Below are 12,861 nucleotides of genomic sequence, written 5' to 3'. Positions count from 1 at the left end.
CATGACCGAGCTTACCACCGAGACTGCAAACATCATCGTCACCGACAGCGGCTTCACGGCAGAAGACTGGACCCACGGCTTCACCCCGCTTGATGAGCTGGGTGCCAATTCCGCCGCCCCCGCGCTCGCGGTCGATCTCGGCCCCGCCGACGATCCGGCCACGCTTTCGGCCCGTCTCGACGAGATCGACCTGATCCGCGTCGCCTTCCCCAGCTTCGCCGATGGCCGCGGCTTCACCCATGCCCGCACCCTGCGCCGCATGGGCTTCTCGGGCCGCCTGCGCGCTGCCGGTCACGTGATTTCCGACCAATATGCCATGGCCCGCCGCTGTGGGTTCGACGAAGTCGAGATCTCCCCCGAGTTGGCCGCCCGCCAGCCCGAAGCCGAGTGGAAGTTCCGTGCCGACTGGCAGGCAAACGACTATCAGGCGCGCCTGCGCGCCTGAGCCCCTTGGAACGCCTTCAAAAATCCTGATAGAGATCAAAGCAGCAAGGAGCCGCGAGGCTGTAAGAGCCAGCGACCAGTATCCATGACCGAACAGAGCCCCGTGACCGAACAAGCCGCACAACCCGTCAAAGCCAAGCCCGCCCTCCCCGATGCCCAGACCGTGACGGAGGTGAAGCACTACACCGACCGTCTGTTCAGCTTCCGCTGCACCCGGCCCGCCTCCCTGCGCTTCCGCTCCGGCGAGTTCGTGATGATCGGCCTGATGGGCGACCCGGACCCTAAGACCGGCAAGCAAAAGCCCCTGCTGCGCGCCTATTCCATCGCCTCCCCCAGCTGGGACGAGGAACTGGAGTTCTACTCCATCAAGGTGCAGGACGGCCCGCTCACTTCCAAGCTTCAGCACATCCAGCCCGGCGACGAGCTGATCCTGCGGCCCAAGCCCGTCGGCACGCTGGTGCATGACGCGCTCCTGCCCGGCAAGCGCCTGTGGTTCTTCGCCACCGGCACCGGCTTCGCCCCTTTCGCCTCCCTGCTGCGTGAGCCGCAGACCTACGAGGATTACGACGAGGTGGTGATCACCCACACCTGCCGCGAGGCTGGCGAGCTGACCTACGGCCGCGACCTGATCGAAGGCCTCAAGGACGACGAGCTGCTGAACGAGGTGATCGGCGAGGGCTTCTGGAAGAAGATCAAGTACTACCCCACCACCACCCGCGAAGAGAGCGCCAAGATGGGCCGCATCACCGACCTGATGCGCACCGGCGAGGCCTTCTCCGACCTCGGCGTGCCCGAGCTGAACCCCACGACCGACCGCGCGATGATCTGCGGCAACCTCGCCTTCAACCTCGAACTGAAGGAGATGCTCGAGGCCTACGGTCTCGAAGAGGGCGCCAACTCCAAGCCCGCGCATTACGTGGTCGAAAAGGCCTTTCTCGACTGATCGCTGCGGCGCGGTGGGTCTTGCCCCGCCGCGCCTTTCGCCCTAGGCGGGGGCATGGATACCGCCTTCCTCATCTCTGCCTTCGTCACCCTCTTCGTGGTGATCGACCCGCTGGGCCTCGCCCCGCTCTTCGCCGCGCTCACCCATGACGAAACAGAGGGCCGCCGCCGCGCCATCGCCATCCGCGCCGTGGCCATCGGCTTCTCCATCCTGCTGATCTTTGGCCTCGCCGGCGAGGCGGTGCTCGAATTCGTCGGCATCTCCATGCCCGCCTTCCGCATCTCCGGCGGCCTGCTGCTGTTCCTCACCGCGCTCGAAATGCTTTTTGAGCGCCGCACCAAGCGCCGCGAGGATCAGGCCGAGGAGGATCGCCCCGATCCCTCCATCTTCCCGCTCGCCACGCCCCTCATCGCCGGGCCGGGCGCCATTGCCTCCATGATCCTGCTCTCCGGCTCCCCCAATGCCGACTGGACGACCACCTTGCAGGTGATCGGCGTCATGGCCACCGTGCTCACCATCGTCCTCATCCTGTTTCTCGGCGGCGGGCTTCTGTCGCGGCTGCTGGGCAAAACCGGCATCAACGTCGCCACCCGCCTGCTCGGCATGTTGCTCGCCGCCCTCTCGGTCCAATTCGTGATCGACGGGCTGCGCGACCTCTCCCTGCTCTAGAAATGCGGCGCGCCCCCGCCTAAATACCTGATATGGACGGCGATACCCTCGGACGGCTAACTTACCTCATCTTGCTCGGCGTCTTCGTCGGCAGCTACTTCTTCGTGTCCGGCCGCACCAACTGGGGCCAGACCGCGCGCCACGCCGCGCTCTGGGTCTTCATCTTCCTCGGCGTCATCGTGGCTTACGGCCTCTGGGATGACGTGCGCCGCGAGGTGATGCCGCAGCAATCGGTCTTCGAGGGCGATGGCCGGGTCGAGGTGCCGGTCTCTCCCGATGGGCACTACTATCTTACGCTCGAGATCAACGGCGCCCCCACCCGCTTCGTGGTGGATACCGGCGCCTCCGACATGGTGCTCAGCCGCGACGACGCCCGCGCCGCCGGGATCGACCCCGAGACCCTCGCCTACATGGGCCGCGCCAATACTGCGAATGGCGAAGTCCGCACCGCGCTGGTCCGGCTGGACGAGGTGCGCCTCGGCGACATCACCGACCGTGGCGTGACCGCGCTGGTGAACGATGGCGAGATGATGGGCTCCCTCCTCGGCATGCGCTACCTCGAACGCTTCGCCTCCGTCAGCTTCTCCCGCGGCGAGATGATCCTCCAGCGCTGACCCGCTCAAGCGGATTTCTATGCGCCGGGCATATTTTTTATTGGCCCCCGCTCCGCCCCGGCCCGACCCTCGGTGCATGCGCCCTGTTGGCGCACCTAGGGAGGAACACCATGAAACGCACCCGCCTGACCGCGGCCGCTCTGCTGCTTGCCGGCAGCCCCGGCCTCGCCACCGCCGCCCCCGATGCCAAGGGCTGCGCCGCCCTGCGCGGCCTCTCCGTTGCGCCCGAAGCCATCGGCCTGCCCAGCGGCGGCGCCGACATTCACACCGCCACCTTCATCGAAACGCCCACGCCCTACTGCCAGATCAACGGCGCAATCGACCCGGTCGACACCTCCGCGCCCGACATCAACTTTCAGGTCAACCTCCCCGCCGAGTGGAACGGCAAGGCCCTCCACTACGGCGGTGGCGGCTACAACGGCACCCTCGTCACCGGTCTCGATCAGGCCAAGTTCAACCCCGCCTCCGAGCCGACCCCGCTGGAGAAGGGCTATGCCACTTGGGGCAGCGACAGCGGCCACCAATCCGGCTCCTCGCTCTCCGGCGAGTTCATGCTGAACGAGGAATCCCTGCGCAACTTTGGCGGCGAGCAACTGAAGAAAACCCGCGATGCCGCCATGGCCGCGCTCGAGGCCTTCTACGGCGAGGCCCCCTCCCGCACCTACTTCCAAGGCAGCTCGCAGGGCGGCCACGAGGCGATGATCGCCATCCAGCGCTGGCCGGATGACTACGACGGCGCCGTTGTCGTCCACCCCGCCAACCCCTTCGTCGGCCTCCAGCTGTCCGGCAACCGCGCGGGCCAGGCCTTCTACGCCGATGGCGCCTACATGTCCCCCGCCGATGTCGAGCTGCTGAACGGCGCGATCTTCGCCGCCTGCGACAGCCTGGACGGCGCCGAAGACCGGCTCATCGGCAATATCGCCGCCTGCGAGGCCGCCTTCGACGTGCAGTCGCTCGCTTGCGAGGGCGACACTGCGCAAGAGGGCCAGTGCCTGACCCAAGCCCAGATCACCGCACTCGATGTCATCGCCACCCGCACCCCCACACCGCCGCTGCAAGGCGGGGCCGAGGGCTTCTCCGGCTGGCCGATCTACCTCGCGGGCGACCTCTACGGCCTCTGGGGCATGGGCTCCTCGCCCGAGCCGACGAGCCCGCCCACCCCGGTCGCCAACTTCGGCCTCGCCGTGCTGGCCGACCCGATGCTGCGCTACGCCGTGCTGGCCGACCCAGAGGCAAACACGCTGGAGTTTGACCCCTCCGCCCATGCCGCCCGGCTCACCGAACTGTCGGAAATCACCGATGCCGTGGCCGCCGACATGTCGGGCTTTGCCGATAAGGGCGCCAAGGTGCTGCTGATGCACGGCATCACCGATTTCGCCATCCCCTTCGGCAATACCGTCGACTGGTACGAGCGCGTGGTGGCCGAAATGGGCGAGGAGGCCACCCGCGACTTCCTGCGCTTCTGGCTGGTCCCCGGCTTCGGCCACGGCTCCGGCGAGTTCCAGATGCGCTGGTCCAGCCTCGATGCGCTCGACGCATGGGTCGAAGAGGGCACCGCCCCCGAGGGCCTCGTGATGACCGACGCCGCCGAAGCCACGGCAGGCCGCAGCCGCCCGATGTGCGAATACCCCGCCTTCGCGCGGCTGAACGAGGGCGCCAACGACCTCAACGCCGCCGCCAGCTACAGCTGCGTCACCGAGTAACCCACCGCCGGTTTCTAGCGGCGCATACTTCCGCCGGAAGCCCGGACTTCTTCCGGACCTCCGGCAAATGCACGGCGCCGCGGCGACCGCGCGAAACACCATTCAAGATCATTCAGGTGGCCGCCGTGGGCCATCGCACGCCCGTGGGTGCCATCCTGTGCCAGCTTGCCCGCAGCGCAGAGCGCAGATGGTGCGGCTCAAGCGCGGGCGCGTCACCAGCCCTCCACACCCACCGCACGGAGTTGCGCGCTATTACCCGGGCGGGTCATCCATTGGCGCGACAACACGAGAGGGGTGACATTGCCGCCGAGGCACGGGCGCACGTGGCGACGGTGTGTTCCATCAAGCCGCTGGAGCGCGGTGAGGCGGCCGCGGCGGGCAGTGACGGCAAGGGCATTGGCTGTGATCATATCGGGCTCCTTCTGGTGTAACGATCTCAGTTCACCTTCACTCTAAGCCGCCCGCCGGCCGCGCGCCCTCACGAGAAAGACTAATGCCGCGCGCTTTCGAAGGGCCAGCCTAAGCGAAAGGATAGAGGGCACGGCAAGCGCGCATCACTGCCAGACCGGCCCGGAGTTGCCACAAGGCTACCCGCCGCTCTCCGCCTTCTTCTCCCAGCGCCCGCTCTCTTCCGACCAGTACTCGGCCGCAGCACCAGCCCCAGTGAGCGCCTTCCATTGGCCTCGCGCATGCTGCACCGCATCCGGGTCGTGCCCGTCGAACAGCACGCAGACCCGTTCCAGCGCGGCCACCTCTCCGGCCTCCACCGCTGCGCCATCCACCGCCATCAGGCAGGTGGCGCCATTGGGCAGCGCGGCCTCGGTGGTCAGTAGCACCGGCTGCAAGGCGTCATGCGGCCCGCCCGCCAGCCCGTGCGCCAGAAACTGCTCATCCGGCCCCTGCCACAGCTTCTCGTCAAGCCAGCCCATCCGGCCCGGGTCACGGCCACGCACCGCCACCCGCCAGCCCGCAGCAAGGCTGCGCTCCAGCAGCACCGGGAGGGTCGCCTCCAAGGGCCGCTGGGTCAGGTGGTAGAACATGGCCTTGCCCATGCCGCTCAGCCTTCGTAGCCGTCCGCGATCATGCGGTTCAGCGCCAGCACGCCCCAACCCGAGGCGCCTTTCGGCCCCAGCGCAGGCGCATCGGCAGGCTGGGCCACCCCGGCAATGTCGAGGTGAATCCAAGGCGTTTCGTCCTTCACGAAGCGCTTGAGGAACTCGGCGGCGGTAACAGACCCGCCCCAACGGGTGCCCACGTTCTTCACATCCGCCTTCCGGCTCTTCAGCTGCTTGGCATAGGCCTTGCCCAGCGGCATCCGCCACGCGCCCTCGCCCTCGGCAGCGGCGGCCTTCAGGAAGGCCCCCGCAAACCCGTCGTCGTTGGAGAAGACGCCTGCGTTCTCATGGCCCAGCGCCACGATGATCGCGCCTGTGAGCGTGGCAAGGTCCACCATCGCGCTCGGCTTGAACCGCTCCTGCGCGTACCACATGACATCGGCCAGAACGAGGCGGCCCTCGGCGTCGGTGTTGATCACCTCCACCGTGTCGCCCTTCATCGAGGTGACGATATCGCCGGGCCGCTGCGCCCGGCCATCAGGCATGTTCTCCACGAGGCCGACGAGGCCGACCACGTTGGCCTTGGCCTTGCGCGCCTTCATCAGCTGCATCACGCCGCTGACCACGCCCGCGCCGCCCATGTCCATCGTCATGTCTTCCATGCCGCCCGCAGGCTTCAGGCTGATGCCCCCGGTGTCGAACACCACGCCCTTGCCGACCAGCGCCAGCGGCGGCTCGTCTCCGCCGCCGTTCCACTGCATCACCACCACCTTCGAGGGGCTCTCCGAGCCGATGCCCACGCCAAGCAGGCAGCCCATGCCGAGCTTCTCCAGTTCTTCCTCCTCAAGCACCTCCACCGTCAGCCCATCGCCCTCCAGCGCCTTCAGCCGGTCGGCAAAGCTGGTGGTGGTCAGCACGTTGGCAGGCGCGTTCACCAGATCGCGGGTAAAGGCCACGCCCTCCGCCATCGCCTGCACCACGCCCGCGTCGATCTCGTCGGGATTGTTCGCCATCACGGTGATCTCCACCGCAGGCTTGGCCTCTTTCGAGGTCATCTCCACGTAGTCATAGGCCCCCAGCAGCGCGCCCAGCACCACTTCGCCCGCCCGCTTGGTGGCACCCGCCAGCACCAGCACCGGGCCTTCGCCCGCCGCCTTGCCGATCAGCGCTCCCGCACGCCGGGCCGCCTCCACCGTGGGGCGGCGCGACAGGCGGATCACCTGCACAACTTCGGCCTCCATGCCCGCAGGGAAGGTCAGCTCCTTGGCCTCGCCCTCCTCCAGCTTGCCCCAGCTCTCGCTCTCCACCAGCCGCTTCAGCGCGCCCCGGCTCAGCCGGTTCACCCGCCGCGCGGGCACATCCAGCTTGCCCTCCTCGGGCACCAGCACCACGACCCGCCCTTTCGCGCCGGCAATGGCCTCGATATCGGTCTCGGTGATGGTGAAACGGGGCAGATCGGTCATGGGGCGACTCCTTTGATTGCGTGCCGCCCATAGCTAGGGCGAAACCGCCCCGAAGGAAAAGGGGGGCTGCGCGGCGTCAGCTTCCGGGCGGCTCCAGCCGGTGGCGTTCGGGCGAGCGCGGGTGCTCCGGGCGCAGCCCGAGGCCCACCACCGCGCCGACGCGGCGTTGCAGCCAGGGAATGGCCGAGACGATCCGCAGCGGGAGTGGCGCGCGATCCGGCGGCGCTTCGCCGCCTTCGCGGCTCTCGAGGATCGGGCCGAGCAGCCGGTTCTGTATCAGCCCCTGCAAGGCCTGCGTTGCCCGCGCCGGCCAGGCCCGGCGCAGGCGCAGCGCCTCAAGGTCCACCTCCCCCAGCCGCCCCTCCGCCAGCGGCCCGGCAAAAAGGTTGGCGGCGGCCACCGCATCCTGCACCGCAAGGTTGATCCCCACACCGCCAATCGGCGACATCGCATGCGCCCCGTCACCGATCATCACCAATCCGGGGCGCGACCATCGCTCCAGCCGGTCCATGCGCACCGTCAGCAGCTTCAGCGCGTCCACGTCCTCCAGCTGCGCCACCACGCCCGCAAACTCAGGCACCGTCGCCGCCACCTCTCGGCGGAAGGCGTCGATACCAGCCGCCCGCACCTGCGCCGCGCCGCCCTTGCGGATCACATAGGCGCATTGAAAGTAATCGCCCCGGTCGATCGTCACCAAAATGCGCCCGCCCCGGCTGCGCACCAGCGGCTCCGGCGCATCGGCACTCCGCCCACCCTCCGGGCGCGGCAGCGAGAACCACAGCACATCAATCGGCGCGCCCACCTCTTTCAGCGGCAGGCCCGCCGCCTCCCGCACCCGGCTGTGCCGCCCGTCCGCCCCGATCACCAGCCTCGCCGTCACGCGCCGCTCCGCGCCCTGCTCCAACACCGTCACCCCGCGCACCCCGCCCTCCGGCCCGTCCACCACCAGCCCCGTCACCTCGGCCTTCATCCGCAGCTCGAACCCCGGCAATTGCGCCCCGGCCCGCGCGATGAAATCCAGCAAATGCCACTGCGGCACCATCGCGATGAACCGGCACCGCGCCTTCAGCCGCGAGAAATCCGCCACCGCCACCCGCTCGTCACCAAAGACCCCACCAAGACGGGGCAATCGGCTGTGGGGCAGTTCCAGAAAGCTGTCCAGCAGGCCGAGATCACCGAAAATATCGAGCGTGGAGGGATGCACTGTGTCGCCGCGAAAGTCGCGCAGGAAGTCGCCGTGTTTTTCCAACACCAGCACCCGGCAGCCAGCGCGGGCAAAGAGCAGGCCCGCCATCATGCCAGCCGGCCCGCCGCCCGCGACGATGCAATCGTACTCCGGTGCCTCAGTCATTTCGGCCACCTTCCGCAACCTGCGCACCCTCAGCCTGCCCCGGCATCATTGCCTGTTTCAACCCCGCCCGCGATCCGCTAGATTTCCCGGCAACCAGAACAACACCGCCGGGGCAGTCCGCGTGCCGAAATACGACCGCTACATCCTGTCCCAGCTCCTCGTGCTCTTCGGCTTCTTCTCGCTGGTGCTGGTCTCTGTCTATTGGGTCAACCGCGCGGTGATCCTGTTCGACCAGCTCATCGCCGATGGCCAGTCCGCCGGGGTCTTCGTGGAGTTCACCGCGCTCTCGCTGCCCAACGTGATCCGCCTCGTGCTGCCGATGGCCGCCTTTGTCGCCACGGTCTACGCCACCAACCGGCTGGCCTCGGAGTCCGAACTGGTGGTGATCCAGGCCACCGGCTTCTCGTCGTGGCGGATGGCCCGGCCTGTGCTGTTCTTCGGCCTCTTCGTGGCGCTGCTGATGGCAGCGCTGGTCCATGTGCTGGTGCCCACTTCCCGTGGCCAATTGGCCGAGCGGCAGGCCGAGATCGCCAACAACATCACCTCCCGGTTCCTCACCGAGGGGCGGTTCCTGCACCCGGCGGATGGCATCACCTTCTACATCCGCCAGATCTCGCCCGAGGGCGAGCTGCGCGACGTGTTCCTGTCGGATGCCCGCAACCCCGGTGAACGCACCACCTACACCGCCACCCGCGCCTTTCTCGTCCGGCAGGAGACCGGCCCCAAGCTGGTGATGTTCGACGGCGCGGCCCAAACCCTCTCCGCCGAGACCGAGCGCCTCTTCACCACCGCGTTTTCCGACTTTTCCTACGACATCGGCGCATTGATCACCGCGCGCGAATTCGCGATGACAGACATCCGCCATTATCCCACGCCCGCACTCTTCGCGCCCACGCCGGAGATACTGGAGATCACGGGGCGCTCCCCGGCGGAGTTCACCTATGAGGCCAACCTGCGTATCGCCCAGCCCTTCATGGCACTGGTGGCGGCGCTGATCGGCTTCGCCACACTGATCACCGGCAGCTTCTCTCGCTTCGGGGTCTGGCGGCAGATCCTCGTCGCGGTCGGTCTGCTCATCGTGGTCCAGGTGTTGGAGACCGTGGCCGCAGGGGCCGCCCGCAAGGACGCCGCGCTCTGGCCGCTGGTTTACCTGCCAATCCTCGTCGGGCTGGCGATCACCGCGGCGCTGCTGTGGTATGCCGACAGGCCCTTCCTCTTCACCCGCAGGCGTCGGGTGAATGGCACGCCGGAGGCGGCGGCATGAGGCTCCACCTCTACTTCGCCCGCAAGTTCGCCTTCGCCCTCGCTGGGGTCTTCGCGGTCTTTGCCATCCTGCTGACCCTGCTCGACATCGTCGACCAGATGCGCCGCTTCTCCGATGCGGGCATCTCCTTCGGCGGGGCCTTCGAACTCTCGCTTCTGTCCGTGCCGCAAACGCTCTACCGCATCCTGCCGCTGATCGTGCTGCTGGCCACGCTGGTCCTGTTCCTCGGCCTCGCCCGCAGCTCCGAGCTGGTCGTCACCCGCGCCGCCGGGCGCTCCGCCATGCGTGCGCTGATCTCCCCGGTGGTCGTCGCGCTGCTGCTCGGCGCCCTCGGGATCGCGGTGATGAACCCCATCGTTGCCGCCACACAGGTCCGCTACGAGCAAAAGTCGGCCGATCTGGAGGCCGGCGGCGGCTCGGTCCTGTCGATCTCCGGCGAGGGCCTCTGGCTCCGGCAGGGCGGTCCCGAGGGGCAGATGGTGATCCGCGCCTCCCGCGCCAATCTCGAGGGCACCGCCTTCGAAGGCGTCACTTTCATCAGCTTCGCCCCAGAGGGCGCCGCGGTCCAAGGCCCGGTGCAAAGGATCGAGGCCGCCTCCGCACGGCTCGAACCGGGCCGCTGGGTGCTGGAAAACGCAAAGGTCTGGCCCCTCGTCGGCGTGCCCAACCCCGAGGCTGCCTCTTCCCGCGCGATGGAACTGGAGCTGCCCTCCACGCTGACGCTCGACCAGATCCGCGACAGCTTCGGCACCCCCTCCGCCATCCCGATCTGGGAGCTGCCCGCTTTCATCGCCAACCTCGAAGGCGCAGGCTTTTCGGCCAAGCTGCACCGCGTCTGGATGCAGATGGAACTGGCGCTGCCGCTCTTCCTGATGGCGATGGTGCTGGTCGGAGCGGGCTTCACCATGCGCCACACCCGCTTCGGGCGGACCGGGGTGATGGTGCTGCTGGCGCTGATGCTCGGCCTTGCGCTCTACTTCATCCGCAACTTCGCCCAGATCCTCGGCGAAAACGGGCAGATCCCCGTATCGATGGCCGCGTGGACACCGCCCGTCGCCGGCATCCTCGCCTCCCTCGCCCTGCTCCTGCATCTGGAGGACGGATGATGCGCGCGCTCTTCGCTCCGCTCCTTGCGGCCCTCTGCCTCTGCGCCGCGCTCATCGGCCCGGCCAACGCCCAATCCGCCGCATCGGAGGACGACGCCGTTCTGCTGGCCGACCGCGTGGAGATCGCCGGCAACGACCAGCTCATCGCAACCGGCAACGTCGAGGTGCTGCAAGGCACCACCCGGATGACTGCAAGCCGCATCCTCTACGACCAGAGCACCAACATGCTGGTGATCGACGGCCCGATCACCCTCACCGACGGCGCCGACACCGTGATCCTCGCCTCCGAGGCCGCCCTCTCGACCGATCTGCGCAACGGCCTCCTGCGCTCGGCCCGGATGGTGCTGAACCAGCAACTCCAGCTCGCCGCGGCCGAGATCAACCGGGTGAACGGCCGTTACACCCAGCTCTACAAGACTGTCGCCTCCACCTGTCAGGTCTGCGGCAAACGCCCCGTGCCGCTCTGGCAGATCCGCGCCAAGCGGATCATCCACGATGAGGAGGCCCGCCAGCTCTACTTCGACGGCGCCCGCTTCGAGGTCGCCGGGGTGCCGATCATGTATCTGCCCCGCCTGCGCCTGCCCGACCCCACGCTGAAGCGCACCACCGGGTTTCTGGCTCCCACCTTCCGCTCCACCGACAAGCTCGGCTTCGGGGTGAAGATCCCCTATTTCATCACTCTGGGCGACCACGCCGATCTCACGCTCACGCCCTACCTCTCCACCAACTCCACCCGGACGCTGGAGATGCGCTTCCGCCGCGCCTTCCGCGCCGGCACGCTCACCTTCAACGGCGCCGTCTCCGAGGATGACATCCGCGAGGGCGAGCTGCGCTCCTACGGTTTCGTCGAAGGCCAGTTCGACATCGGCCGCGGCTATGAGCTGACCTTCGATGTCGAGACCGTCTCCGACACCGGCTACCTGCTCGACTACGGCTATTCCGACAAGGACCGGCTCGACAGCACCGTTGCCATCGCCCGCACCCGGCGCGACCAGAACTTCCAGTTCAACATCACCGCCTACCGCTCCCTGCGCGACGGCGAGAGCAACGAGACCCAGCCCACCATCACCGCCGACCTCCACTACGAAAAGCGCTTCACCCCGCGCTGGATCGGCGGCTCGGCGGGCTTCACCTTCGATCTGCACAACCACTACCGCCGCTCCGAGCTGGATGTGGACAGCGCCGATGACGACCTGATCGTCGATGGCCGTGACGTGACCCGCGCCTCCGCCCGGCTGGATTGGCGCCGGGACTGGCTGCTGAGCAACGGCATCCTGATCGGCGCCCTCGGCGCGGTGAACTTCGACTGGACCAGCGTCACCGACGACGCCGCCTATTCCGAGAGCGTCTTCGAGGTCACGCCGCAGGCCGCCGTCGAGCTGCGCTGGCCCTTCATCCGCCGCTCGCCCTACGCCACCCACATTCTCGAACCCATCGTGCAGGTCGCATGGACGCCGGAGTCCGACACCGCCCTGCCCAACGATGAAAGCACCTTGCTGGAACTCGACGAAGGCAACCTCTTCTCGCTCGACCGCTTCCCCGGCGGCGATGTCTACGAGCGCGGGCTGCGCACCAACATCGGCCTCCGCTGGACCCGCTTCGATGCCAACGGCTGGACGCTTGGCGTCACCCTCGGGCGCATCATCCGCTCCGAAGATCTCGGCCAGTTCGCCGGATACCCGGGGCTCGAGGGGCGCAAATCCGACTGGCTCGCAGCGGTGCAACTCGAGCTGCCCAACCGGCTGACCCTCACCAACCGTGCCCTCTTCGATGACAATTTCTCCTTCGCCAAGAACGAGCTGCGCGCCGCATGGCGCAGCGACCGGCTCGCCCTCGCAGGCTCCTACATCTGGATGGAAGCCAACCCGCTGGAGGAGCGCCCGCTCGATGTGAACGAGCTCACTCTCGACACCGCATGGCAGGTCGATGACAACTGGCTCCTCTCGCTCGACTGGCGCTACGACGTTGAGCAGGACCGCGCCGCCGAGGCCACTTTCGGCGTCGAATGGCGCAACGAATGCGTCGAAGTCGATTTCACCGTCTCCCGCCGCTTCACCTCCTCCACCGCCGTCGACCCCACCACCGACATCGGCCTTCAGGTCTCGCTCACCGGCTTCGGCGCGGGCCGCGCCTCCCAGCGCCACCTCGCCCGCGCCTGCCGTGGCTGAGCCCGTCCTGGCGCGCAGGCTCATCACGATCCCGCCAGCCCCGCCGAAGGCCCGCCAATTGCGCTGCCGCCGCCGTGCCTT

12 protein-coding genes are annotated in these 12,861 nt (G+C 67.9%); 8 read left to right on the top strand and 4 right to left on the bottom strand.

The annotated features are described in order from the left end of the window. Position 1: 1 nt before the first annotated feature. From ACUXVX_RS10260 to ACUXVX_RS10240, 5 genes are all read left to right on the top strand, one after another. Positions 2–445: a DUF934 domain-containing protein gene (locus tag ACUXVX_RS10260; RefSeq protein ID WP_446311459.1), complete on the top strand. Its 444-nt coding sequence runs from the start codon at positions 2–4 to the stop codon at positions 443–445. Between the two features lie 84 nt (positions 446–529). Next, positions 530–1,387 (top strand): ferredoxin--NADP reductase, encoded by an 858-nt coding sequence (locus tag ACUXVX_RS10255; RefSeq protein WP_446311458.1) that lies wholly within the window; start codon positions 530–532, stop codon positions 1,385–1,387. A gap of 54 nt (positions 1,388–1,441) precedes the next feature. Continuing rightward, positions 1,442–2,056 (top strand): MarC family protein, encoded by a 615-nt coding sequence (locus ACUXVX_RS10250; protein WP_222469642.1) that lies wholly within the window; start codon positions 1,442–1,444, stop codon positions 2,054–2,056. 32 nt (positions 2,057–2,088) lie between these two features. Beyond that, on the top strand, positions 2,089–2,670 hold the full coding sequence (locus ACUXVX_RS10245; protein WP_222469643.1) for a retropepsin-like aspartic protease family protein: 582 nt from the start codon (positions 2,089–2,091) through the stop codon (positions 2,668–2,670). A gap of 110 nt (positions 2,671–2,780) precedes the next feature. Then, the gene (locus ACUXVX_RS10240; RefSeq protein WP_446311457.1) at positions 2,781–4,373 is read left to right on the top strand and encodes a tannase/feruloyl esterase family alpha/beta hydrolase; all 1,593 of its coding nucleotides are present in this window, start codon (positions 2,781–2,783) and stop codon (positions 4,371–4,373) included. Positions 4,374–4,585: 212 nt separating this feature from the next. On the opposite strand, the gene ACUXVX_RS10235 is transcribed toward ACUXVX_RS10240, so the two are convergent. The 4 genes from ACUXVX_RS10235 to ACUXVX_RS10220 form a co-directional block, all read right to left on the bottom strand. Then, positions 4,586–4,783: a hypothetical protein gene (locus tag ACUXVX_RS10235; protein ID WP_446311456.1), complete on the bottom strand. Its 198-nt coding sequence runs from the start codon at positions 4,781–4,783 to the stop codon at positions 4,586–4,588. Positions 4,784–4,960: 177 nt separating this feature from the next. After that, a complete protein-coding gene (locus ACUXVX_RS10230; RefSeq protein WP_222492400.1) occupies positions 4,961–5,425 on the bottom strand; it encodes a DNA polymerase III subunit chi in 465 nt (154 codons plus the stop codon). 5 nt (positions 5,426–5,430) lie between these two features. Continuing rightward, complete coding sequence (locus ACUXVX_RS10225) at positions 5,431–6,891, bottom strand: leucyl aminopeptidase (protein WP_446311455.1); 1,461 nt, start codon at positions 6,889–6,891, stop codon at positions 5,431–5,433. Positions 6,892–6,967: 76 nt separating this feature from the next. Beyond that, a complete protein-coding gene (locus tag ACUXVX_RS10220) occupies positions 6,968–8,242 on the bottom strand; it encodes an FAD-dependent oxidoreductase (protein WP_446311454.1) in 1,275 nt (424 codons plus the stop codon). A 121-nt stretch (positions 8,243–8,363) separates the two neighbouring features. Between ACUXVX_RS10220 and lptF the strand changes: the two genes are divergently transcribed. From lptF to ACUXVX_RS10205, 3 genes are read left to right on the top strand one after another with little or no spacing between them, the layout of a single operon-like run. Beyond that, positions 8,364–9,506 carry an LPS export ABC transporter permease LptF gene (gene lptF / locus ACUXVX_RS10215; RefSeq protein WP_446311525.1) on the top strand — a complete coding sequence of 381 codons (1,143 nt, stop codon included), beginning with the start codon at positions 8,364–8,366 and terminating at the stop codon, positions 9,504–9,506. Then, complete coding sequence (gene lptG, locus ACUXVX_RS10210) at positions 9,503–10,612, top strand: LPS export ABC transporter permease LptG (protein WP_446311453.1); 1,110 nt, start codon at positions 9,503–9,505, stop codon at positions 10,610–10,612. The genes lptF and lptG overlap by 4 nt, the downstream gene beginning before the upstream one ends. Continuing rightward, positions 10,609–12,780: an LPS-assembly protein LptD gene (locus ACUXVX_RS10205; protein WP_446311452.1), complete on the top strand. Its 2,172-nt coding sequence runs from the start codon at positions 10,609–10,611 to the stop codon at positions 12,778–12,780. Before lptG ends, ACUXVX_RS10205 begins: the two co-directional genes overlap by 4 nt. The last annotated feature ends 81 nt before the right edge of the window (positions 12,781–12,861 follow it).

This window comes from Vannielia sp. SX4 (assembly GCF_052828525.1).
The sequence above is the reverse complement of the archived record's forward strand: the minus strand, read 5'-3'. Positions and strand labels throughout refer to the sequence as shown.

Bases quoted from the DNA above. Each gene is read 5' to 3' on its own strand.
- ACUXVX_RS10240 (WP_446311457.1), top strand. From the start codon at position 2,781: ATGAAACGCACCCGCCTGACCGCGGCCGCTCTGCTGCTTGCCGGCAGC.
- ACUXVX_RS10235 (WP_446311456.1), bottom strand. From the start codon at position 4,783: ATGATCACAGCCAATGCCCTTGCCGTCACTGCCCGCCGCGGCCGCCTC.
- ACUXVX_RS10250 (WP_222469642.1), top strand. From the start codon at position 1,442: ATGGATACCGCCTTCCTCATCTCTGCCTTCGTCACCCTCTTCGTGGTG.
- ACUXVX_RS10230 (WP_222492400.1), bottom strand. From the start codon at position 5,425: ATGGGCAAGGCCATGTTCTACCACCTGACCCAGCGGCCCTTGGAGGCG.
- ACUXVX_RS10205 (WP_446311452.1), top strand. From the start codon at position 10,609: ATGATGCGCGCGCTCTTCGCTCCGCTCCTTGCGGCCCTCTGCCTCTGC.
- ACUXVX_RS10220 (WP_446311454.1), bottom strand. From the start codon at position 8,242: ATGACTGAGGCACCGGAGTACGATTGCATCGTCGCGGGCGGCGGGCCG.
- ACUXVX_RS10260 (WP_446311459.1), top strand. From the start codon at position 2: ATGACCGAGCTTACCACCGAGACTGCAAACATCATCGTCACCGACAGC.
- ACUXVX_RS10255 (WP_446311458.1), top strand. From the start codon at position 530: ATGACCGAACAGAGCCCCGTGACCGAACAAGCCGCACAACCCGTCAAA.
- ACUXVX_RS10225 (WP_446311455.1), bottom strand. From the start codon at position 6,891: ATGACCGATCTGCCCCGTTTCACCATCACCGAGACCGATATCGAGGCC.
- ACUXVX_RS10245 (WP_222469643.1), top strand. From the start codon at position 2,089: ATGGACGGCGATACCCTCGGACGGCTAACTTACCTCATCTTGCTCGGC.
- lptG (WP_446311453.1), top strand. From the start codon at position 9,503: ATGAGGCTCCACCTCTACTTCGCCCGCAAGTTCGCCTTCGCCCTCGCT.